Origin of the sequence: Candidatus Pelagibacter sp. Uisw_134_02 (assembly GCF_047720265.1) — a bacterium.
Lineage (GTDB): Bacteria > Pseudomonadota > Alphaproteobacteria > Pelagibacterales > Pelagibacteraceae > Pelagibacter.
Window position 1 is genome coordinate 597,114 of record NZ_CP159813.1, and the last position, 22,740, is coordinate 619,853.

At 28.7% G+C, this 22,740-nt stretch carries 20 protein-coding genes and 3 tRNA genes; 8 read left to right on the forward strand and 15 right to left on the reverse strand.

The genetic code is table 11. From position 1 onward, the window contains the following. Positions 1-10: 10 nt before the first annotated feature. Together ABXT56_RS03345 and ABXT56_RS03350 are read right to left on the reverse strand one after the other, a co-directional pair. Positions 11-814, reverse strand: a complete 804-nt coding sequence (locus ABXT56_RS03345; protein WP_271525560.1) for a metal ABC transporter permease — start codon at positions 812-814, stop codon at positions 11-13. Continuing rightward, entirely contained in the window at positions 815-1,561 is a 747-nt protein-coding gene (locus ABXT56_RS03350; protein ID WP_415301269.1) for an ATP-binding cassette domain-containing protein, read from the reverse strand. It abuts the gene before it with no gap. Positions 1,562-1,633: 72 nt separating this feature from the next. Here ABXT56_RS03350 and ABXT56_RS03355 point away from each other — a divergent pair, with 72 nt between their 5' ends. From ABXT56_RS03355 to ABXT56_RS03380, 6 genes are all read left to right on the forward strand, one after another. After that, a complete protein-coding gene (locus ABXT56_RS03355) occupies positions 1,634-2,623 on the forward strand; it encodes a zinc ABC transporter substrate-binding protein (RefSeq protein WP_415301271.1) in 990 nt (329 codons plus the stop codon). A gap of 83 nt (positions 2,624-2,706) precedes the next feature. Further along, positions 2,707-2,928 carry a DUF6552 family protein gene (locus tag ABXT56_RS03360; protein WP_168606304.1) on the forward strand — a complete coding sequence of 74 codons (222 nt, stop codon included), beginning with the start codon at positions 2,707-2,709 and terminating at the stop codon, positions 2,926-2,928. A gap of 13 nt (positions 2,929-2,941) precedes the next feature. Next, positions 2,942-3,589, forward strand: coding sequence for an MIP/aquaporin family protein (locus ABXT56_RS03365; protein ID WP_415301273.1), 648 nt, complete (start codon positions 2,942-2,944; stop codon positions 3,587-3,589). 243 nt (positions 3,590-3,832) lie between these two features. Continuing rightward, positions 3,833-4,792 (forward strand): hypothetical protein, encoded by a 960-nt coding sequence (locus ABXT56_RS03370; protein WP_415301275.1) that lies wholly within the window; start codon positions 3,833-3,835, stop codon positions 4,790-4,792. A gap of 230 nt (positions 4,793-5,022) precedes the next feature. Continuing rightward, positions 5,023-5,160 carry a hypothetical protein gene (locus tag ABXT56_RS03375; protein ID WP_415301277.1) on the forward strand — a complete coding sequence of 46 codons (138 nt, stop codon included), beginning with the start codon at positions 5,023-5,025 and terminating at the stop codon, positions 5,158-5,160. 12 nt (positions 5,161-5,172) lie between these two features. Continuing rightward, positions 5,173-5,691, forward strand: coding sequence for a hypothetical protein (locus tag ABXT56_RS03380; protein ID WP_415301279.1), 519 nt, complete (start codon positions 5,173-5,175; stop codon positions 5,689-5,691). A gap of 3 nt (positions 5,692-5,694) precedes the next feature. Here the strand turns inward: ABXT56_RS03380 and ABXT56_RS03385 are convergent, their stop codons facing one another. The 3 genes from ABXT56_RS03385 to ABXT56_RS03395 are packed head-to-tail and all read right to left on the reverse strand — an operon-like array spanning position 5,695 to position 11,245. After that, the gene (locus ABXT56_RS03385; RefSeq protein ID WP_415301280.1) at positions 5,695-6,900 is read right to left on the reverse strand and encodes a sugar phosphate nucleotidyltransferase; all 1,206 of its coding nucleotides are present in this window, start codon (positions 6,898-6,900) and stop codon (positions 5,695-5,697) included. After that, on the reverse strand, positions 6,900-8,618 hold the full coding sequence (gene ilvD / locus ABXT56_RS03390) for a dihydroxy-acid dehydratase (protein WP_415301282.1): 1,719 nt from the start codon (positions 8,616-8,618) through the stop codon (positions 6,900-6,902). Before ilvD ends, ABXT56_RS03385 begins: the two co-directional genes overlap by 1 nt. Then, positions 8,618-11,245 carry a valine--tRNA ligase gene (locus tag ABXT56_RS03395; RefSeq protein WP_415301284.1) on the reverse strand — a complete coding sequence of 876 codons (2,628 nt, stop codon included), beginning with the start codon at positions 11,243-11,245 and terminating at the stop codon, positions 8,618-8,620. Before ABXT56_RS03395 ends, ilvD begins: the two co-directional genes overlap by 1 nt. A 127-nt stretch (positions 11,246-11,372) precedes the next feature. Here ABXT56_RS03395 and ABXT56_RS03400 point away from each other — a divergent pair. Next, a tRNA-Cys gene (locus ABXT56_RS03400) sits at positions 11,373-11,446 on the forward strand. A gap of 51 nt (positions 11,447-11,497) precedes the next feature. After that, positions 11,498-11,573, forward strand: a tRNA-Asn gene (locus ABXT56_RS03405). A gap of 78 nt (positions 11,574-11,651) precedes the next feature. Here ABXT56_RS03405 and ABXT56_RS03410 read toward each other — a convergent pair. The 10 genes from ABXT56_RS03410 to ABXT56_RS03455 form a co-directional block, all read right to left on the reverse strand. Further along, positions 11,652-12,023 carry a helix-turn-helix domain-containing protein gene (locus tag ABXT56_RS03410; RefSeq protein WP_415301286.1) on the reverse strand — a complete coding sequence of 124 codons (372 nt, stop codon included), beginning with the start codon at positions 12,021-12,023 and terminating at the stop codon, positions 11,652-11,654. Between the two features lie 172 nt (positions 12,024-12,195). Next, entirely contained in the window at positions 12,196-12,930 is a 735-nt protein-coding gene (locus ABXT56_RS03415; protein ID WP_415301288.1) for an amino acid ABC transporter ATP-binding protein, read from the reverse strand. 3 nt (positions 12,931-12,933) lie between these two features. Beyond that, positions 12,934-14,205: an amino acid ABC transporter permease gene (locus ABXT56_RS03420; protein ID WP_415301290.1), complete on the reverse strand. Its 1,272-nt coding sequence runs from the start codon at positions 14,203-14,205 to the stop codon at positions 12,934-12,936. Between the two features lie 4 nt (positions 14,206-14,209). Further along, positions 14,210-15,355, reverse strand: coding sequence for an amino acid ABC transporter permease (locus ABXT56_RS03425; RefSeq protein WP_415301291.1), 1,146 nt, complete (start codon positions 15,353-15,355; stop codon positions 14,210-14,212). Between the two features lie 82 nt (positions 15,356-15,437). Then, a complete protein-coding gene (locus ABXT56_RS03430) occupies positions 15,438-16,478 on the reverse strand; it encodes an amino acid ABC transporter substrate-binding protein (protein WP_415301293.1) in 1,041 nt (346 codons plus the stop codon). Between the two features lie 174 nt (positions 16,479-16,652). Next, positions 16,653-16,729: transfer RNA gene (locus tag ABXT56_RS03435), tRNA-Arg, on the reverse strand. A 36-nt stretch (positions 16,730-16,765) separates the two neighbouring features. Further along, positions 16,766-18,076, reverse strand: a complete 1,311-nt coding sequence (locus ABXT56_RS03440; RefSeq protein ID WP_415301295.1) for a potassium transporter TrkG — start codon at positions 18,074-18,076, stop codon at positions 16,766-16,768. 103 nt (positions 18,077-18,179) lie between these two features. Then, positions 18,180-19,571 (reverse strand): Trk system potassium transporter TrkA, encoded by a 1,392-nt coding sequence (trkA, locus tag ABXT56_RS03445; RefSeq protein ID WP_415301297.1) that lies wholly within the window; start codon positions 19,569-19,571, stop codon positions 18,180-18,182. Next, complete coding sequence (locus ABXT56_RS03450; protein WP_415301299.1) at positions 19,571-20,926, reverse strand: sigma-54-dependent transcriptional regulator; 1,356 nt, start codon at positions 20,924-20,926, stop codon at positions 19,571-19,573. Before ABXT56_RS03450 ends, trkA begins: the two co-directional genes overlap by 1 nt. Then, positions 20,926-22,707, reverse strand: a complete 1,782-nt coding sequence (locus ABXT56_RS03455) for an ATP-binding protein (RefSeq protein ID WP_415301301.1) — start codon at positions 22,705-22,707, stop codon at positions 20,926-20,928. Before ABXT56_RS03455 ends, ABXT56_RS03450 begins: the two co-directional genes overlap by 1 nt. Positions 22,708-22,740 lie beyond the last annotated feature (33 nt).

The following is a 22,740-nucleotide window of genomic DNA, read 5'->3' on the forward strand; positions in this document are numbered from 1 at the left end:
CAATAACTCATTAGTTTTTCAATTTAATCGACTGTTTTATATTTAGTAAAGATAAAATAAATAAGATCAAAGACGCTACAATTATTGAGGGTCCCGAAGAAGTATTAAACTCTAATGAAGAAAATAATCCCAAAATTACAGACAATAATCCTCCTATAACCGAGTAAATTACCATTTTTTGTGGACTGTCTGACATATTTCTAGCCATTGCAGCGGGGATAATCAACATTCCAGTAATTAATAACAAACCTACCATTTTAATTGATATGGCAATAACGGCAGCTAGTAAAATTGTAAATATAGCTTTTGATCTATCTGGATTCAAACCTTCAGCTTCAGCTAATTCATAATTAACAGTAGATGCAAATAAAGGTTTCCAAATTAATTTAAGTATAACTAAAATTATAGCACCACCACCCCATACAACAAATATATCATTAGTTGTTACAGCCAATATATCTCCAAATAATAGTCCCATGATATCAAATCTTATAAAAGTTAAAAAACCAATTACTACCAATCCAACAGCTAATGAAGAGTGAGCTAAAAGACCGAGTAAAGCATCACCAGGTAAATTAGTTTTTTTTTGAAGCTGTATTAATATTAAGGCTATTACTGATGAAATCAAAAATACTGAAAGAGCAATATTTAGATCAAATGTATATGCCATTGTAACACCCAGTAATGCTGAATGAGAAAGTGTATCACCAAAATAAGATAATCTTCTCCAAACAACAAAACATCCAAGTGGTCCTGCAACTAAGGCAATTCCAATCCCAGCCACCAATGCTCTTATAAAAAAATCATCAAACATTTAATTTTTTTTTATCCTGCCTTCATCAGAATGCTCGTGATCATGTTTATGCTCATAAACTGAAAGGATTTGAGACGCTTGTTCTCCAAATAAGGTTTTATATTCACTATTTTTTGCAACATCAACAGGTGAACCTGAACAACAAACATGGCCATTTAAACAGACAACATGGTCTGTTGCAGTCATTACCGTATGTAAGTCATGTGAAATCAATAAAATTCCACAATTTAAAGTATCTGATATTTTTTTAATTAATGCATACAACGCTATCTCACCTGTATAATCGACACCTTGAACTGGTTCATCAAGTACTAACAGTTCTGGTTTTTTTGAAATAGCTCTAGCAAGCAAAACTCTTTGAAACTCCCCTCCTGATAAATTACCTAAATTTTTATTTTTAAGATGCATTACTCCAGTTAATGATAAAGCTTCATTAATCTGAGCATCCTTAATATTTTCAGTTAAAACCATAAAGTCTTTAACTCTGAGTGGTAATGTCCAATCTATTGAAATTTTTTGAGGAACATATCCAATTTTATTAGTATTTTTTTCAATACTTCCTTCAATATTTTTATAAATACCTAATGCAATTTTGGCAGTTGTACTTTTTCCTGAACCATTGGGACCAATGAGAGTTACAATTTTACCCTTCTCAACTTGTAGAGATACATCTTCTACTAGCCATTTATTATTTTGGCGAAAACCTGCATTATTTAATTTAACTAATATATTATTATCTGAATTCATTTATCTATTGACATTTAAATGTTATATTATTACATAATGTTATATTATAACAACCATTAAAATATTTAAATTATGAAAAAACTAAAAAAAATATCATTTATTCTATCAATTTTATCATTATTAACGATCTTTACACCAGCTAATGCTGAAATAAAAGTAGTTACATCAATTAAACCTATTCATTCATTAGCGAGTTATCTTATGGATGGAGTTGGAAAACCAGATTTAATTGTAGATGGTTTTAACTCACCACATGGATTTTCTATGAAACCATCTCATGCAAAAATGTTGCAAAATGCAGATCTTATCTTTTGGATAGGTGAAGATTTAGAAAGTTTTTTAGAAAAACCATTAAATTCAATTGCAAAAAAAGCTGAAAAAATTGAATTAATTGAAATTAAAGGTTTGAATGTATTAAAGTTTAGAGAAAGAAATATTTTTGATGAGCATGATCATAACGATCATGACGATCACGCTAAAAAAGAAGATGATCATGACAATCATGACGATCACGCTAAAAAAGAAGATGATCATGATGACCATGAAGGACATGGGCACGGTGAATACGATCCCCACGTTTGGTTAGATCCTATCAATGCAAAAGTTATTTTAAAGGAAATGACTGAGCATTTAATTGAAAATGATTCAAAAAATGCATCTACTTACAAAAGTAACTTAGATAAGGCACTTAAAGATATAGATAAACTTACTATGGATGTAATGACTGAATTAAATGAAAGTACTTCATCTATTGTTTTCCATGATGCATATCAATATTTTGAAAAAAGATTTAATGTAAAAATATTGGGTGCTTTTACAGTTAATACTGACGTAATGCCTGGTGCAGAACAATTATCAGAAATTAGAGAAATAATTGAACATGATAAAGTAAAATGTATTTTCTCAGAACCTCAATTTAATCCTGATATAATAAAGGTAGTTGCTAAAGATATGAATATTAAAACTGGTGTTGTAGATCCACTTGGAGCTACTTTAAACCCAGGAAAAGATTTATATTTTGATCTAATTAGAAATATGTCTGCTTCATTTAAAGGATGTTAATTTAAGGGATTTTATAAATTAAGATTTTAGTTTCCTCTATAATTGTAATAAATTAGTAATAAAACTTATATATAGAGGACACTATGTTTATTAAAAAATACCTTAAATGGATCAGTACCGCTTTAGTATTAACTGGAATATTATTAACTAATTTAAATATCTACCCTATTAACATCTACTTCCATGGACTTGGGGTTATTGGTTGGACGATAGCTGGTTTTATATCAAAAGATAAAGCAATATTAACTAATTTTGGTTTGCAAATACCATTATTCTTAATTGGAATTTATAAGATTATAATTTAATTATTATTAGATTATGAAAAATAGAATTTTCATCGGTGAATTTATAGGTAGTTGTTTTCTAGTAATGATTATAGTCGGTTCTGGAATAATGGCAGAAAACTTAACAGATGATAATGCTTTAAGACTTACAGCAAATACACTTGCAACTGGAGCTGGGTTATTTGTCTTAATAACGGCTTTTGCAGAAATTTCAGGTGCTCATTTTAATCCTTTTGTAAGTTTAGCAATGTATTTGACCAAAAAAATTAAAGGAAAACTTTTAATCACATACATTCCAGCTCAAATATTGGGATGCTTATTAGGTGTAATGTTGGCTAATGTATTTTTTGAACATAATATAATTGAATTATCTACAAAAAGTAGAGATGGCTTTCATATATTTCTAGCAGAAATTGTAGCTACATTCGGTCTGATATTTATTATTTTTGCAACTTTAAAAGATGGTAAAACAACAATTGCAGCGTGTGTTGCAACTTATATTACTGCTGGTTATTGGTTTACTTCTTCAACATCTTTTGCAAATCCAGCTGTAGCAATAGCAAGGACTTTTACAGAATCATTTACTGGTATTAATTATCTTAATACACCAACCTATATAATTGCAGAATTAATTGGTGCATTGATTGCCGTATTCTTAATAAAAAAATTACTTTTAAAGTAGACATAATTTTTCAATAATGTATTCAGAGTGAATCAACCCTCCTTAAAAATATTTAGTTGAATTCTCTGTATAGACTTCAACTTTAAATAATATAATTATTGATGAATCAACTCTCCACAAAAAATATTAATAAATTTACCTATAGATAAAATTCCTCTTCTCTATTAAATCGACCTTAAGAATAAGAATCGTTCGAAATGGAAAACAATAAAGATAAATAAAAATAGGAAAAATAAGATGGAAATGACAACAATATATACGATCATCGGCTTTGCTTTAGCGGGATATAGCGTTATTGCAAATGACTCAATTCAAACGCTTGGTACATTTATAGCGTCAAAACAAAAATGGTTTAAATGGTATACGCTTGCAAGCGCTGCCTCATTTGTGATGATACTTGCAATCACATGGGGCTGGTACAGTAATGCTGGTGATATATCTTACGGAAGATTAACAAGAATACCTTTCCAAGAAATACAGTGGTATCATGCTGTGGCTCCTGGAATACTTTTAATATTAACAAGAATAGGTATACCTGTTTCAACTACCTTTTTAGTACTGTCAGCATTTGCTTCAACTGTAGTTCTTGAAAAAATGCTTATGAAGAGTGTTGTAGGATACGGCTTAGCAGCTGTTGCAGCATACATTTGTTGGATAGTAGTATCTAAATTTATCAATGAGAAATTTGATGAAGTTGAAGATAAATGGATAGGTTTTTGGAGAAACTCTGTATGGGTAACTTCTGCTTGGCTATGGTGGGTTTGGTTATCTCACGACGTAGCTAATATAGCCGTATATCTTCCAAGACAAATAGATGTAAATTTATTATTAATTGTTCTTGCATACTTTACAGCTCTTCTTTTTTATATCTTCTATATAAACGGAGGAACAATTCAAAAAGTTGTTTTAGATAAAACTGGAACTAGATACGCAAGATCAGCGACAATAATTAATGTTATTTACGCTGCTGTCCTTTACTACTTTAAAGAACTTAATGATTTACCAATGTCAACAACATGGGTATTTGTTGGTTTGTTGTGTGGCAGAGAACTTGCAATATCTACAATGAATAAAGACTATAAGTTTAAATATGTCTTTCCTTTAATTGGTAAAGACTTTCTTAAAATGACTATAGGATTGACGGTGTCAGTAGCAATTGTATTAGCAATTCACTACATCATTATTCCAAATAATTGGTTTTAAATATTAATTATATGGTCGTATTATTATTTAATACGGCCATATTTGTTTTTAAAAAAAGTTTAAAAAGATCTCTACTTAATTAAATAAGTTTAAAATAGCTGAACACTTGTAGAACTTTATCTAATTCTGCGGTATAGTTATTTCTCAAATCACCGCAATCATTTCAGCTATCTGCTGACCATCAAAAAATAAATTTAACAATTTAAAGTGTCAAAATTATGTTTTTGAAAATGATAAAAATACTCTGTTTTATGGGCATACATGACTACAAAATGTTAAATATTGAGTTTGGTTTTGGACCAACAGATAGAGTTACAACACTTGAGTGCAAAAGATGTGGTTACACTACAATTAAAGGAGGTAAATAAAAAATACTTGTCATGAAAAGTATTGAAAGAAATATAGAAATAAGAAGATATCTTAATTGGTCAAGAATAGTTAAGGGCAAACCCATACATATAAGATTGTATGAATTAATTTATTACGAATTACTTATAATGTGGTTTGAAATGAATAGGCCTCCTTTAAGAAGATTAATTTATGAAACTATTAACTCTCAAGACTTTGAAGATAATTTTATTAGAGGAAAAGTTTTTCAAAAATATATTGATGAAGTTCTAGAAACCCCATGTGAAGATGGTTCTGGATATTACAACCCTGACTCAAGAGAAATTCTAACAAAAATAAATATTAAGGAGTTATATGATATTAAATTTTTGATAAAAGACGAATTGGATAATGTAAAAATGATTGATAGATACAATGGAATATTCACATTTTGTAAAATTTATGAAAAATGGTGTTTAGAAAAAAAAGCTAAACAAGTCGATGATGTGACAAAAAAAGAAAGATTTGATGTAACATTAGATTTGCCATTAAAAATTTCTGAAAAACCTTAAAATCTATTTTACTCTGCCGTATACGTCTTGATACCTAACAATATCAGTCTCTTTTAAAATTGAGCCTACTTGAGCTTCAATAATCTTAACAGGTTTGTTACCAGGATTTTCAATTCTATGAACTGCTTCTAATGGAATGAAAATATGATCGTTTTGTTTTTTAGAAAAGCTATCTTTATTAAGTGTAATTTTGGGAGTTCCATGAGTTACCAACCAATGTTCTGATCTATGATGATGTTTTTGTAAACTTAAGATACCCTTTGGTTTTACAAATAATTCTTTGATTAAAAAACCTTTACCTTCAAACAAATTAACGTACCTACCCCAAGGTCGGTAATAAACATTTTTTTTCTTATAATATTTGATCTTATTTTTATCATACATTTTTAAAATCTCTTTCCAGCTGCCAAGATCTGACCAAGGGATATCTAATTTAATAGCGAGGATTTGTTTGGTTTTTTCTAAAATGGCATAATCAAAAGACTTTGCTGTAGCCTTTTCAAAGGATGCTTTATTTAGGTAATAAGTGTTATCTTTAAGTTTAGCTTTTGAAACAGCATTAACACAATTTTTATATATTGTAGGTTGGTATTTTTTAAAGTTATTAATTATTGAATCTTTTCTTAAAAAAAACATACCAGAATTCCAATAACCTTTTTGTTTAATAACTTGTTTAGCTTTAGCTTCTTTTGGTTTTTCAATAAATTTGGTTACTTTATTAATATTTCCTTTAACTTTTTTTGTTAAAAAATAACCATATTCACTTGATGGAGATGTTGGTTTAATCCCAAAGATGAATATATTTTGGTCTGTTAAATTAGTTTTATTTTTATTAATGGCTTTATTAAAAATACTAGCTTTTTCTATTAAGTGGTCTGCCGCAAAAAACATTAAGGGTTGTTCATTTGGAATATCTTTAATTAATGCTGAAGCAAGAATTGCTGGTGCTGTATTTCTTTTTGCAGGCTCTAAAACAATTTTATATTTACTTATCTTATATTTCTTAAGATGTTTTTTTACCTCTTTTAAATATTTAAGATTTGTACTTATGATCGGTACATCAAAAGTTGAAGATTTAACTCTATCAAGAGTTTTTCCTAATAAAGTCCAATTACCAAAATCAATAAATTGTTTTGCTTGATGATTTTTAGAATTAGGCCAAAGTCTAGTTCCTGCTCCGCCACATAATATAACGGGTCTAATTTTCATTAAATATCAGCGTAAACTTTTACTTCTTTTCTTTTACCAGGATGTGTTGGTGCACCCAAATAAGCAGGACCTACTGTTTGAGCGTACTTCCAAATAGTACCAGATCCAAAGCTTGATTTTTTTGCTTTCCATTGTTTACGTCTTGTGGCTAATTGTGATTTAGTTAATCTAACGTTAATGGTTCCTTTTTTGGCATCTATATCAATTACATCACCATTACGTAAAAGAGCTAAAGGGCCTCCTAAGGCCGCCTCAGGGCCAACATGACCCACACAAAAGCCTCTTGTTGCACCAGAAAACCTTCCATCAGTAATTAGGGCAACCTTCTCACCCATACCTTGACCATAGATCGCACCTGTAGTTGACAGCATTTCTCTCATACCAGGACCACCAACTGGTCCTTCATAACGAATAATAATTACATCACCTTCTTTATATTTTTTCTTTTGTACACAAGCCATTGCAGCTTCTTCATTATCAAAACATCTAGCTTTACCAGTAAATTGTAATTTTTTTAAACCAGCAATCTTAACAATTCCACCATCAGGCGCTAAGTTACCTTTAAGACCAACAACACCACCATCTGGGGATAAAGGATTATCATAAGCTCTTAAAACTTTTTGCTTAGGGTTAAATCTAATATTTTTTAAATTTTGTTTCATCGTTTTTCCAGTAACCGTCATGCAGTCACCATGAATAAAACCACCATCAAAAAGAGTTTTTAATAACATAGGAACTCCGCCAGCTAACCACATATCTTTAGCAACGTATTTTCCACCTGGTTTTAAATCAGCAAGGTATGGAGTTTTTTTAAAGATTTTAGCAACATCCATTAAATCAAACTTAATTCCAATTTCATTAGCAATAGCTGGTAAGTGCAAAGCAGCATTCGTTGATCCACCAGTTGCAGCTACAATTGTTGCAGCATTTTCTAAAGATTTTTTGGTAACAATATCTCTTGGACGAATATTTTTTTCTAATAAATTCATTACAGTTTTTCCACTCAATAATGCATACTTATCTCTTTCTTCATATGGAGCAGGTGTTCCGGCTGAATAAGGTAAGGCTAAACCAATAGCTTCAGAAACGCAGGCCATAGTATTTGCAGTAAATTGTCCTCCACATGCACCAGCACTTGGACATGCAACAAGTTCTAATTTTCTTAATTCTTTTGCAGACATTTGTCCTGCTGAGTGTTTTCCAACTGCTTCAAAAACATCAACAACAGTTACATCTTTACCTTTGTATTGACCGGGAAGTATTGAGCCACCATAAATAAATACACTTGGAACATTTAATCTAACCATTGCCATCATTAAGGCAGGTAAAGATTTATCACAACCAGCAATACCAACTAGTGCATCATAACAATGACCACGTACAGTAAGTTCAGTTGAATCGGCAATTACTTCACGAGAAATTAAAGATGACTTCATTCCTTCGTGACCCATCGCAATACCATCAGTTACAGTTATTGTGCAAAATTCTCTAGGGGTTCCACCTGAAGCTCTAACACCTTTTTTAACAGATTGAGCTTGTCTCATTAAGGCAATATTACAAGGAGCAGCTTCATTCCAAGTTGAAACAACACCAATAAATGGTTTTGCTACATCTTTTTCAGTTTCACCCATCGCATAATAAAAAGATCTGTGTGGAGCTCTATCAGCACCTAATGAAGTATGTCTACTTGGTAATTTTTTTTTGTTAAATTTTGCCATTATATACCTTTTATAGTTATTGATATTCTCTCAACATCATTTTTTAAATTATTATAATTATTTTTTTCCTGGTCAACAATATCTTTTGGCGCTCTATCAACAAAGTCTTTATTTGCTAATCTATGTGATATCTTGTCCATTTCCTCTTGGTATTTATTTTGTCTTGTAGTTAAGTTTTTTTTAATTAATTCTAAATCAACATCTTCATCAAAATATACTTTAAATAGATCTCCAGAAACTACAAGAGTAGCAGCTGGTTTTTCTAAATCTTTATTATGTAAGTTTTTGATACGACCAAGTTTTTTTAGAATAACTTCATTTTCAGTAAAAAAAGATTGTTCTTTTTTACTAACACTCTCTACTGAAATATCTATAAATGAGCCAGGGCCTACACTTAATTCATTTTTAAATGATCTTAATTCAGAAACTATACTAATAATTTTTTCAACTTGATTAGTGGATATGTCTTTTTCAGGTTCCCCTGAAGGCCAATTAGCTAACATTAAGAAATCTTTACCTGACTTATCAAACTTATTATTTAGCCAAATTTCTTCAGTAACGAATGGGATAAATGGATGTAATAATATTAATATTTGCTTAAATATATAAGCTGATACTTGTCTTACTTCATCTTTTGTTTTTTCATCTTCTGAAAATAGTATTGTTTTAGATAGCTCTAAATACCAATCACAATAAGAGTGCCAAGTAAATTGATAAGCATTTTTTGCAGCTTCATCAAACCTGTAATCTTTCAGGTTTTTTTCAATTTTATTTTTAGTTTCTATTAGTTCAGAATAAATCCATTTGTTGATATTAATTGTTAAACTTGGTTTTTCTTCAATTTTAGAAAAATCACAATTATTAGTAATTAAAAAATTATTTGCATTCCATAATTTATTTAAAAAATTTCTATATCCCTTAACTCTATCTTCAGAAAGTTTTACATCAGTGCCAGGAGAGGCCATTGAAAGTAAAGTAAATCTTAAAGCATCTGCACTATATTTTTCAATTAAGTCTAAAGGGTTAATTACGTTTCCCTTAGATTTAGACATTTTTTGTCCCTTCTCATCTTTAACAAGTGCGTGAACGTAAATATCTTTAAAAGGTTCTTTGTCTAAAAACTCCATTCCAAACATAATCATACGCGCAACCCAAAAAAATATAATATCAAATCCTGTTACAAGTACTGATGTTGGGTAAAATTTATCAACATATTCTTTATTGTCAGGCCACCCCAATGTAGCAAAAGGCCATAGGCCTGATGAAAACCAAGTATCTAATACATCTGGGTCACGAATTAAATCTACCTCTTTATTATAGAATATTTTAGCTTCAGCTTTTGCTTCATCTTCATTTATTGCAACAAAGATCTTTTTATCTGGACCATACCAAGCTGGTATTTGATGTCCCCACCAAAGCTGTCTTGAAATGCACCATGGCTCAATATTGTTCATCCATTGAAAATAAGTTTTTGACCAATTAGCAGGAAAAAAATTGGTTTTTTTTGAGTTAACTATATCTTTAGCTTTAATTGATAATTTTTTTGCATCTACAAACCATTGTTCGGTTAAAAAAGGCTCAATTATTGAATTAGATCTATCCCCATACGGAACTTTATTCTTTATATTTTCTTCCTTAACAAAAAACTCTTTTTCTTTAAGTTCTTTTAAAATTCTTTTTCTAGCTTCAAATCTATCAAGTCCAATATATTCTTTAGGAGCATTTTCGTTTACTTTGCCACCTTCAGTAAAGATATTTATAATTTCTAAATTATTTCTTTGTCCCACTTCATAGTCATTAAAATCATGGGCTGGTGTTATCTTTAAAGCACCTGATCCCATTTCTGGATCAGCATAATCATCTTCAATTATCTTGATTTTTCTTCCAACAATTGGAACTGTAACAAATTTACCAACCAAATGTTTAAATCTATCATCTTTCGGATTTATGGCAATTGCAGTATCGCCCAACATAGTTTCAGGTCTAGTTGTAGCTATTGTTATAAAATCATTAGAACCTTCAATGGGATATTGAATATAATATATTTTAGAATTAACCTCTCTTTGATCTACTTCTAAATCAGATATTGCAGTTTTTAAAACCGTATCCCAATTTACTAGTTTTTTATCTTTAAAAATTAAATCTTTTTTATGAAGCTCTACAAAAACTTTTAAAACTGATTTTGAAAGGTTTTCATCCATCGTAAAAGCATTTCTCGACCAATCACAAGAGCAACCTAGTTTTTTAAGCTGATTTAGAATGATATCACCGTGCTCCTCTTTCCATTCCCAAACTTTTTCTACAAACTTTTCTCTTCCAATATCATTTTTATCAGTACCTTCAGCAGATAATTTTTTCTCTACTAAAGCCTGTGTAGCAATGCCCGCATGGTCTGTTCCAGGTTGCCATAATGTTTCATAATTATTCATACGATGATATCTGACTAAAAGATCTTGAATTGAATTATTCAAAGCATGTCCCATATGAAGGCTACCTGTTACATTAGGTGGGGGAATGACTACTGAAAATTGTTTTTTATTCTTTTTTGGTTTAAATAAATTATTTTTTTCCCAATAAGAATAAATCTTATCTTCTACGTCTGTGTGTATGTATTTATCGTTACTCATAGCTATTAGTAAGTTTATAATTTAATAATATTAATTAACAATAATCATTTTGAAGTCTTATTTGGTAGACTAATTTTATAAATTTAATATATAAAAGGCTCTCTAATTGTTTTAAATTGAGATAAAGGGCATCGTGGCGGAATGGTTACGCAGAGGATTGCAAATCCTTGTATCCCAGTTCGATTCTGGGCGATGCCTCCAAAAAAAAATCTTGTTTTACTCTTAAAAAAAAGTAAGTTGTGGTTTTAATATTCCTCGGTAGCTCAGTTGGTAGAGCAGTTGACTGTTAATCAATTGGTCGCAGGTTCGAGTCCTGCCCGAGGAGCCAATATGTTGCTTGGATTATTTTCTATGCTTTAAGATTTTAAACTTAAACTATAAGTTGGGGCTATAAATTAATTTAATATTAACCTACTTTTGATACTCCAAAATTTGAAGTTTGTAATAGTTTACTAAATTTTAGTTTTTGATCATTACTAAGCTCTGAATAAAGTTTGGTTAAGAAATTATAATTAATATTCATATGTCCTTCTTGAGATTTTTCAAGATTGATTAAATATTCTGAAAAATCTTCAAAAAAATAATTAACAGGAACTTTTAAATAGTTTGCCAATTGAAGTAATCGAATTGAGCTAACTCCATTTGTTCCTTTTTCATATTTCTGAATTTGTTGAAAAGTAACATTTATTGCTTTTGCAACTTTTGTTTGGGTTAACCCTAAAGCTAATCTTCTTAGCTTTAATTTGCTACCCAAGTGTTTATTAAAATTATCTTCCATTAAGACCCCTCTTAAAGTTTATTTAAAAAAACCTATTGAACTAACTTTTAGAAGTTATCGCAACAGAAAAATTTTTTTATTTTTTAAAAAAATGGTCAAAACAAGAAAACGTGTCAAGAAATTATGAAGCCAATCAATGAATATTTATATTGAACTTTATAGCAAATTAAGCCTATAAAATTTGACTTAAGAACAGTTTAGTACGATCACTTTTTGGGTTAGCAAAAAAGTCTTTTGTTATAGCTTTTTCCACAATCATGCCTTCATCCATAAAAATCATTTGGTCAGCAACCTCTTTAGCAAATCCCATTTCGTGAGTAACAACTATCATTGTCATTCCTTGTTTTGCTAAATTTACCATTACATCTAAAACTTCTTTAATCATTTCTGGATCCAATGCTGATGTTGGCTCATCAAATAACATTATCTTGGGCTTCATACATAGTGCTCTAGCTATAGCTACTCTTTGTTGTTGACCACCAGATAATTGTCCAGGAAATTTTTGTGCTTGGTCTAAAATTTGAACTTGTTCTAGTTGTTTTAGAGCCAATTCTTCTGCTTCTTTTTTGGGCAGTTTTTTAACCCAAATTGGAGCTAACGTACAATTATCTAAAATGGATAAGTGTGGAAATAAATTAAATTGTTGAAAAACCATTCCAACTTCAGCTCTTACTTGTTCAATATTTTTAGTATCTTCAGAAATCTCAGTTCCATCAACTATAATAGAGCCTTTTTGATGTTCTTCTAATCTATTAATACATCTAATTAACGTAGATTTTCCAGATCCAGATGGTCCACATACAACAATCTTTTCTTTTGGTTTAACTTCAAGATCTATGTCTTTTAAAACTTGGAAATCACCAAACCATTTATTTACTTTTTGAATTTGAATAATTGAATCTGACATAAATTATCTATCTGTTTTAAATTTTAATTCTAATTTTTGACTATATTTACTCATAGAATAGCAAATAATCCAGAATATAATTCCAGCAAATACGTATCCTTCCATTGAAAAACCAAGCCATTTAGGATTTGTTTTTGCTAAATTTAACATTCCAACTAACTCCAGTAAACCTACTACAAAGATTAATGGAGTATCTTTTACTAAAGCTAAAAAGGTATTAGCAATTCCTGGTATTACTAGTTTTAAAGCCTGGGGTAAAATAACTAATAAGTGAAGTCGCCAGTAACCCATGCCTAAAGATTTTGCAGCATCATATTGACCTCTGGGTAAAGCTTGTAAGCCACCTCTTATAACTTCAGCTGTATAAGCAGCTTCAAACAATGTTATAGCAACAATAACCCTTATTAGTTTATCCACATAAGTACCATCTGGCAAAAACATTGGGAACATTACCGCCGACATAAATAATACTGTAATCAATGGCACACCTCTCCAAAATTCAATGAATGATAGTGATGAATATTTAACGACTGCTAAATCAGATCTTCTTCCAAGAGCTAACATCATACCAATTGGAAAACAGAAAATTAATGAAAAAAATGATACAATAAACGTTAAGGATAAACCACCCCAAGCACCAGTTTCAACCCATTCTAAACCAAATTCTCCACCAGAGATCAAATAATAGATTAAAAGAAATGATATTACTGGTAATAAAATTACATAATAAAAAGTTAGATACTTTTTATATCTTAAAGGGAAAAAATAACCTGCACCCATTAATCCTAAAACAATAATAAATGTTGCATTAACTCTCCACTGTTCAGCATTAGGATACATTCCATACATAAATCTATTAAACCAAGTTTTAATATAAACCCAGCAAGCTCCACCACCAGTACAAGCCTCCTTGTCATCCCCAACAAATGTGGCATCGAGAATGAACCAATTAAGCAATGGTGTTAAACTAAAAATTATTAAAAGAATTATAGATATACTTAAAGCTGCATTAAAATTGCTTGTATTAATATTTTTATTTAAATCATCTAATAGCCTAATACCTGAAAATTCAATTCTGATAAAATAAAGTCCAATCATTCCAAATATCAAAGGTGTAAAGAAACTAATAAAACCAGGTAAAAAACTAGTTATATTTTTTTCATAAAAATTATTTAAGCTAAAATCATAAATACCCAGGATAAAAAATAATATTCCTAGTATTAAAAATAAGTTTAAATTTTCTTTATTGGGCTTTAATAAATTTACATTATTCATTATTCTATTTTTCCTGTATCGCAATACGTTTATTATACCAATTCATTAATAAAGATATTGAAAGGCTTATTGTTAAGTAAGTGGCCATCGTTATTCCAACAATCTCAATCGCTCTACCCGTCTGCATCATTGCTGTACCTGCAAATACTAAAACCAAATCTGGATATGCTATTGCTGCTGCTAAAGATGAATTTTTAGTTAAATTTAAATATTGGTTTGTTGTTGGTGGAATTATAATTCTTAGAGCTTGAGGTAAAACTACTAATTTTAAAACTTGACTGGGTGTTAGTCCGATTGAAGCCGCAGCTTCTTTTTGACCTTTACCTACACCTTGAATTCCTGCTCTGACATTTTCAGCAATAAATGTTGCAGTATAAAGTGTTAATGCAAGAGTTAATGCTATTAATTCTGGTGGTATACCCATTCCACCCTCAAAGGTAAATGAGGTCAATGCTAATTGTTTAAGTTCTGGAAAACTCCAAGAAATCTCTACACCACCTATTAAAAAAGTTAAGGCAGGTATTAAAATAAAAATACCTAATGAGATAAAAAATTTAGGATATTGAGTTCCATCTTCCTCTTGTTGTTTTTTAGCAAACTTATTAAAAAAGAAAATAACCACTAATGCAATAATTAGTGCAATCATAAAAATATCAAAATTATTCCAAATGGGTGCTGGGGTATAAAGTCCTTTTATTGTCATAAAAGAAGATCCTAGCAATAATGGGGCATCTTCTGGCATCGGTAGCGCTCTTAATGCTGCAAAATACCAAAAAAATATTTGTAATAATAAAGGAATATTTCTAAAAAATTCTATGTAAAAGCTAGCTGTTTTTCTGATTAAATAATTTGGTGATAGTCTAGCAACACCAACAACTGCTCCTAATAAAGTACACAATATAATACCAATAAATGAAACTAAAAGAGTATTTAATAATCCTACTAAATAAGCACGTGCATATGACATTGAGCCATCATAATCTATAAGTGAAAACTGAATATCAAATGAAGCTGCTTTGTTTAAAAACCCAAAACCAAATTCTATACCTCTTGTATCCATATTTTCTTGGGCATTCATTGTAAAGAAACCAAAGATTAAAATTATGAATAGTAATGTGAATAATTGAGGTAGAATTTTTTTAAGCTTCATTTTATGTGATGTTAGTTACCCCTGAATATGTATAAAAAAAGGGCTAGAAAATCTAGCCCTTTTTACTAATTTATAACTTAAACTATCTTGAAGGTGGAACGTATAAAATACCACCTTTAGTCCATAATTGATTTGGACCTCTGTCAGGTAAAATACCAGTGTCAGCTATATTTCTCTTATAACTTTCACCATAGTTTCCAACTTGCTTGATAATTCTCAAGTTCCATTCGTTATCTAAACCGAATGCAGCACCCATGTCACCTTCAGCACCAACAAGTCTTTTAATTTGTGGGTTTTCTGAAGTTTTCATTAAATCGGCATTAGCAGAAGTAATTCCATACTCCTCAGCTTCGATCATAGTATTTAAAGACCATCTTACGATATCTTCCCATACTGCATCACCTTGTCTAACAACAGGGCCTAATGGCTCTTTTGAAATAGTTTCAGGTAGTACGATGTGATCATCAGGGTTAGTCATTTTAGTTCTTTGTGCAGCAAGACCTGATTTGTCGGTAGTATAAGTATCACATCTACCAGCATCATAAGCAGCTACAACTTCATCAGCTTTTTCAAAAGCTACTGGAGTATAAGAAATTCCTTTAGAATTAAAGAAGTCTCTCATATTTAACTCAGTTGTTGTACCAATGTTAGTACAAGCTGAGATTCCATTTTTGAATTGGCTAGTTGAAGTAATTCCAAAGTCTTTTCTAACCATGAAACCTTGACCATCGTAAAAGTTAACTCCAACAAAAGTAAGACCAATGTCAGCATCTCTTGAAAGTGTCCAAGTTGTGTTTCTCGATAAGATATCAATCTCGCCAGAAGTAAGAGCTGTAAATCTTTCCTTAGCACTTAGTGGAGTGAACTTAACTTTGTTCGCGTCACCTAATACCGCGGCAGCAACTGCTCTACATACATCAACGTCTACACCAGTCCAATTTCCAGCTGCGTCAGCATTTGAAAATCCTGGTAAACCTTGAGATACACCACATCTTACGAAACCTTTTTTCTGAGTGTTTTTAAGAGTTTTTGACTTCTTAGCAGCCATTGTTTCTGTTGTAAAAGTAAACAGAACTGCAACCATAGCTACTAGAGAAGTTAATTGTTTTACGTATTTAAACATATTTTATTCCTCTGTTTTTATTTATTTATTTGTTAACAAATAATTCAAATATAATATCTGAATTAAATTTAGTATTTATCATTATCTGAAAGCGATCAAAGAAAAATTGAACGTATAAAAGACTTTATATCTATATATAGTAATAATTTATAAATCAACAATATATATAGTAAATGGTGCGCTCTGGTGGACTCGAACCACCGACCCTCGGTTTAGAAAACCGATGCTCTATCCAGCTGAGCTAAGAGCGCAAATATAATAATATTAGGTCTATTTATAGTATGAATTTAATTTTTAAAAAGAAATTTTTTGCAAATAATTAATACGGTCAAAAGCTCAAGTCGACCGATAATCATAAAGAAAATAAGATAATATTTAGTATAAAAGGGTAAGTCATAAAAGCTGAACTCTGCAAGTCCATATGTGGAGGAATTAACAGTATTCATTAATGTTAAGATTGAAAGCTTAAAAGAATTTTCAAATTCAATTCCACTCAATGTTAATAAAAAAGACAAAATTAAAATCGACATAATAAAAATTATTACTGTTAAAAAATATTTATAAATTTCATTTAATTGAAAAAATTCTTTAGAAAATAAGTGTTTATTGATAAAGATGTTTTTAGGTCTACTATAAGACAGTATTTCATTTATTGAATATTTGAATAAAGAATAAATTTTTAAAAATCTAATACCAGAGCTTGTAGAAAAAAAAGAGCCACCAATCATAACTAATATTAAAAAAATAAATGATAATCTTGACGAACTATTGTCTAGAGAAAAACCTATATTAGAAACACTAGTAGTTAAGGATAAAAATAATTCACTAAAGTTATTATCGAAATTAAAAAAAACAAAAAATAAAACTAATAAAGTTAAAAAATAAAATAATAAATGAATGTCTTCATTAAAAAAATTTAAATTATGATTTTTTGTAAAGATTAAATTATATATCAAAAAAATACTAAAAAAAGAAACCAACATAAGTAAAGATGTAATTATGATTTGAGTATTGTTTATCAAGATATTGGATAAGTTATTGGATGGTAAAAATCCACCTGAAGAAGTAATTGTCATTGCAAGATTTAAAGAATTAAACATTCTAATTTCAAAAATATTTAAAATAATAAAAATTCCAAATGTTAATAATGAATATAACAAAAAAATTTTAAACGATTGTTTTAAAGTTTCTGCTTTATCAAATGATATAAAGTTAGTTAAAGATTTTTTAAAACTATGGTCAAAAATATCCAATAATAGTATAATTGAAAATAGGAAATAAAGACCTCCAACCCACTGTGATGATGATCTCCATAGAATTAAGCTTTGATCAATGTGATTTATATTATCAAATATTGTAAAACCAGTTGATGTAAAACCAGAGACTGCTTCAAAATAAGAATTAATAAATGTTAAATTATAAATACTAAAATAAAATGGTATAGCAATTATTAGTGGTATAAAAAAATATCCAAAAAATATTGTAAGTATTTTTTCATAAATTGTAGTTTTTTTTTCATCATTATTTTTGGATAAATAAAATATTAATGTTAAAATAATAGATATTATAAATGTATATATGTAAGTATTTAAATTCAAATACAGATTAAAATAATATGAATAAACAATATTTAAAAAAGAAAGAATTGAGATTATTCCAAAAAATACACTCAAATAAATGAGTTTAACATAATTCATTTGATTAGACTGAGCTTATACGAAACATGTTCTCAACAATATTTAAAAAATCTTTTTTTGCCAATAAAACAACGATATCCTCTTTTTTAAATATAAAATTTGATCTTGGAATAATTACCTCTTCTCCTCTTAAAATTGCACCAACACGTATTTCGTCTGGTAAATTTGAATTTTTTAATTCTTTGTTAATCAATTCTGATGTTTCAATTATTTCTGCTTCAATAATTTCATATTCTCCATTTAAAATGCTATATGCGTTTTCTATTGTACCTTTATGTATGTGTTTTAATATACTGGATACAGTATTCATTCTAGGATCAATAAAATCATCAATTTTTAATGAAGACTGAAGCAAAGAGTAATTGGGTTTATTTATTAATGCCATCGTTCTTTTATCATTTAGTTCTGTATTATCTTTTGCAAATTTTTCAACTAATACGCTCACCATCAAATTATCTTCATCATCATTTGTTAGAGCTAATACTGTTTGAACTTCATCTATGTTCGCTTCTATTAAAACTTCCTCATCTAAAGCATCGCCATTTATCACAATAGTGTTGTTAAGTTGGCTTGCAATAACTTCTGCTCTTTCTTTACTCTTTTCGATAATCTTTACTCTTGCAGAGTCAAAGCTTTCTTCAAGATTTTTAGCTAAGTTAAATCCAATGTTTCCACCACCTATTATTAATATCTTGTTTGAAATTTTTTCATTATGGCCAAATGCAATCAAGGTGTCTTTCATCTGCGAAGCGTTGATTGCCACATAGGCCTTGTCATTTTTTCGCATTATATCATTTTTTTTTAAAACAACAAATTTTTCTTCTCTAATTACTCCCATAATATTAGCATTCAATTTAGGAAATTTTTTTGTTATTTCATTAAGCTTGATATCTTTTAAAGAACAATTTTCATTAATCAAAATTTCAAGTAATCGAATTTTATTGTCTGCAAATGGGACGTTATCTAAAGCACCAGGAGCTTCTAATTTTCTTTGTAAAGATTTAGCAATTTCTATTTCTGGTGAAATAATTACATCAATTGGTAAGTTTTCTTTATTATAAACTTTTGTAAATTTTGGGTTTAAATAATCTTGTGATCTTATCCTTGCTATTTTTTTCTGTACATTGAAAATTGAAAAAGCTATTTGACATATTAACATGTTAATTTCATCATTACGCGTAACTGCTATGATCATATCAGCTTCCATCGCATTTGCTTTTTCTAAGATAGATGGATAAGTTGCTTTACCAACTATGGATTTAACATCTAAGATATCATCAATTTTCTGAATATCTTCACTAGATTGATCAATTACAGTTATGGAGTGACCTTGTTCACTTAAAATCTTTGCTATAGTAAAACCTACCCTACCTGCTCCACAAATAATTATATTCATTAGTTTAATTCCTTGATCCCCAAACCTTTTAATTTTCTATGAAGAGCTGATCTTTCCATTCCAATAAAGTCAGCAGTTTTTGATATATTGCCATTAAATTTTTTTAATTGAGTAGTTAAATACTCCTTTTCAAAATTTTCTCTAGCTTCTTTTAATGGTATAGATAAAGAGTTTTCTGGTTGAATATTCTTAATATCTAATTTTTTTAATGACTCTTTAATAATATTGGAAATTTTATCAGAACTGTCTGGTGATAATATTGCAATTCTTTCTATTAAATTTCTCAATTCTCTAACATTTCCTGGCCAATCATAATTAAGTAAATAATCATTATTAACATCAATATTTAATTTTTTTAAGTTGTAGTTTTTAGAAACTTTTTCTGAAAAATAATCTACTAATAAGGGAATATCAGAAACTCTATCTTTTAAGGGATCTACATTAATTTCAAATACATTTAGTCTGTGGTATAGATCCTCCCTAAAATTACCATTTTTAATTTCTTTTTTGATATCTTTACTTGATGAACATATAATTCTTACATCTACATTAATATCATGACTTCCATTAATTCGTTTAAATTTTTGATCTATTAAAACTCTTAAAATTTTAGATTGAGTATCAAGTGGAATTTCAGAAATTTCATCAATTAAAAGAATTCCTCCAGTAGATTTTTCTAATGCACCATATGAAATTGATCCATTATTTTTTTCTTCTCCAAAAAGTTCTGACTCATATTTTTCAATATCTAGTAAAGCACCATTTAAAATTACGAAAGGTCCTTTTTGTCTTTTGGACTCTTTATGTATTTTTCTAGCTATTAGTTCTTTACCTGAGCCTGTTGGGCCATTTACAAAAATTCTACTTTCAGAGATTGAAATTTTTTTTATTTGTTCTTTTATAGCTTTTGAATTCTCACTATCACCAATTAAATCATATGAATAAAAAAGCTTATTTTCGAATTCTTTATTTCTATTTTTAAGATCTATATTTTCTACAGCTCTATCAATAAAATTAATTAATCTTTCTTGGTTAAATGGTTTTTCAATAAATTCAAAAGCTCCAGATTTGAGAGCCTTAATTGCCATTTCAACATTAGCATGACCTGTAATAATTATTACAGGGATGTTCTTATCTTTAGTTTTAATATGTGACAAAAGTTCCAAACCATCGTTATCTCCTTTGTCTAACTTTACGTCAATAATTGCAACGTCTGGAAGTTTTTTATCAATTTCATTTAATGCTTGATTGTAGTTAGCAGCTAATCTCGTTTTGTAACCAGCCTCAATAATTAAATCATTGATAATATTTCGAATATCTGTGTTGTCATCAATAATTAGTATTTCAGTGCTCATTATTTAATAAATATAATTTGTATCTTTGCTCCATTTTTAATTGAAATAAAATTTATCTTACCATTATGATCATTTATTATTTTATTTACAATTGCCAATCCTAAGCCAGTACCCTTTGTTTTTGTTGTAAAATAAGGGTTTAAAATATTTTTTATATTATCAGCAAATTTTTCAAATCCTAAACCATTATCTATAATTATAAAATCTATATATGTTTCATATTCCTCTAAAATAATATCAATTTTACCCTCAAAATTAGTTCCTTTTAATATTTTATCCTGAATACTTTCAATAGAATTTTTAATCAAATTAAAAAAAACTCTACTTAATTGTTCGCTGTCAGAATTTAAAACTATATTGGATTTATTTGCCTTTAAATTAATTGAGACTTGATCATCTAATTTGTTGATTAAATTAATATTATCTTTAATTAACGGAAGTAAATTATTATCTTTAAGAATTGGTTTGGGCATTCTGGCAAAATCAGAAAATTCATTAACTAAATTCTCTATTTGCTTAATCTGTTTAGCAATAATCTTTAAATTTTTTTCATAATCATCTCTATCTTGTTTTTTTATTTCTTCTGAATATTTATTTTTTAATTTATCAATCGTTAGCTGAATAGGTGTAAGTGGATTTTTAATTTCGTGAGCTAGCTTTCTAGCCAAACTTTCCCAAGCTTCATGACGCTCATTTATAATCAATTTTTCTTGTTGTGACTTTAATTGTCTAATCATTAAATTAAAATTTTTATTTAGTATTTCTATATCTTTATCAGCTTTAATTTCTGGAACTTTTATATTTAAATTCCCCTTACCGATATTGGCTGAAGCTGTGATTAAATTATTAATTGATCTAAAAAATCTTGACGAAAATTTTATAGCAATTGAAATTGATAAAAATAAAAGAAGTGAAACTATAACTAGATAAATAAAAACAAAAGAAATCTTTATCCCAGTTTGTTTGTTTAAAACTGTATAATAAAAATTTAGAGCCTCTTGAGACTCTATCAAATATTGTGAAATTTTTTTGTCTAAATACTTAACTATATAAAGATATTTACCATCAAAATTTTCAAGTTTTATAATTGATGCTGTTTGGTTCTTGAATGCATTAATAATTTTTAATGGTCTTTTATCATTTTCGACCATCTCTAACATCTCTAATAAGGGAGGTTTGTATGTGCTTACATCTTTAAGAGTGCTAAGGAAAAGTTTTCCATTTCCATCAATAATATGAACTTCATCCATGCCTCTAACTAATTTTTGAGTATTAAGAAAACTTTTAAATTGATTAATATTTGTATTTAAAAAATTAATACTTTTATTTAAATCAAATGCGATTAAAATAATCTCAGACTGTGTTTTGGTTCTAACCTCTTCCGTATAACTTTTCGCTATTTCATAAGAATTATTAACAGCTGTAGTAATTTTTTTATCAAGGTATTTATCAAGAGCAAACGACAGTAAAAACAGTGAAAATAGTGAAATTAATATTGATGGGATCAAGGTAAATAATGCAAAAAAAGTTATATATTTTCTGTTTGCTTTTGATCCACTAACATTAACATCAATTTTTAATGAATTTTTTACTTCATTAAAAATCATTAAGAAAAAAAGTAATAACAATCCAATATTTGCAATTAACAGAATTTGTAGATTTTTATCTGTTAATTTTAAAAAGCTTTTGTCTATAAATGTTAAAAAAGTGATAAAGGCTAATGATAAAGTGATAAAAAAAACTAAGGCAATGAATATATTTTTTTTGATAAAATTGATCATTATGAGATAAATAGATTAATAAATATTTTTATC

Coding starts and splice junctions, on each gene's coding strand:
- ABXT56_RS03345 (WP_271525560.1), bottom strand. CDS start 814: ATGTTTGATGATTTTTTTATAAGAGCATTGGTGGCTGGGATTGGAATT.
- ABXT56_RS03350 (WP_415301269.1), bottom strand. CDS start 1,561: ATGAATTCAGATAATAATATATTAGTTAAATTAAATAATGCAGGTTTT.
- ABXT56_RS03355 (WP_415301271.1), top strand. CDS start 1,634: ATGAAAAAACTAAAAAAAATATCATTTATTCTATCAATTTTATCATTA.
- ABXT56_RS03360 (WP_168606304.1), top strand. CDS start 2,707: ATGTTTATTAAAAAATACCTTAAATGGATCAGTACCGCTTTAGTATTA.
- ABXT56_RS03365 (WP_415301273.1), top strand. CDS start 2,942: ATGAAAAATAGAATTTTCATCGGTGAATTTATAGGTAGTTGTTTTCTA.
- ABXT56_RS03370 (WP_415301275.1), top strand. CDS start 3,833: ATGACAACAATATATACGATCATCGGCTTTGCTTTAGCGGGATATAGC.
- ABXT56_RS03375 (WP_415301277.1), top strand. CDS start 5,023: ATGATAAAAATACTCTGTTTTATGGGCATACATGACTACAAAATGTTA.
- ABXT56_RS03380 (WP_415301279.1), top strand. CDS start 5,173: ATGAAAAGTATTGAAAGAAATATAGAAATAAGAAGATATCTTAATTGG.
- ABXT56_RS03385 (WP_415301280.1), bottom strand. CDS start 6,900: ATGAAAATTAGACCCGTTATATTATGTGGCGGAGCAGGAACTAGACTT.
- ilvD (WP_415301282.1), bottom strand. CDS start 8,618: ATGGCAAAATTTAACAAAAAAAAATTACCAAGTAGACATACTTCATTA.
- ABXT56_RS03395 (WP_415301284.1), bottom strand. CDS start 11,245: ATGAGTAACGATAAATACATACACACAGACGTAGAAGATAAGATTTAT.
- ABXT56_RS03410 (WP_415301286.1), bottom strand. CDS start 12,023: ATGGAAGATAATTTTAATAAACACTTGGGTAGCAAATTAAAGCTAAGA.
- ABXT56_RS03415 (WP_415301288.1), bottom strand. CDS start 12,930: ATGTCAGATTCAATTATTCAAATTCAAAAAGTAAATAAATGGTTTGGT.
- ABXT56_RS03420 (WP_415301290.1), bottom strand. CDS start 14,205: ATGAATAATGTAAATTTATTAAAGCCCAATAAAGAAAATTTAAACTTA.
- ABXT56_RS03425 (WP_415301291.1), bottom strand. CDS start 15,355: ATGAAGCTTAAAAAAATTCTACCTCAATTATTCACATTACTATTCATA.
- ABXT56_RS03430 (WP_415301293.1), bottom strand. CDS start 16,478: ATGTTTAAATACGTAAAACAATTAACTTCTCTAGTAGCTATGGTTGCA.
- trkA (WP_415301297.1), bottom strand. CDS start 19,571: ATGAATATAATTATTTGTGGAGCAGGTAGGGTAGGTTTTACTATAGCA.
- ABXT56_RS03450 (WP_415301299.1), bottom strand. CDS start 20,926: ATGAGCACTGAAATACTAATTATTGATGACAACACAGATATTCGAAAT.
- ABXT56_RS03455 (WP_415301301.1), bottom strand. CDS start 22,707: ATGATCAATTTTATCAAAAAAAATATATTCATTGCCTTAGTTTTTTTT.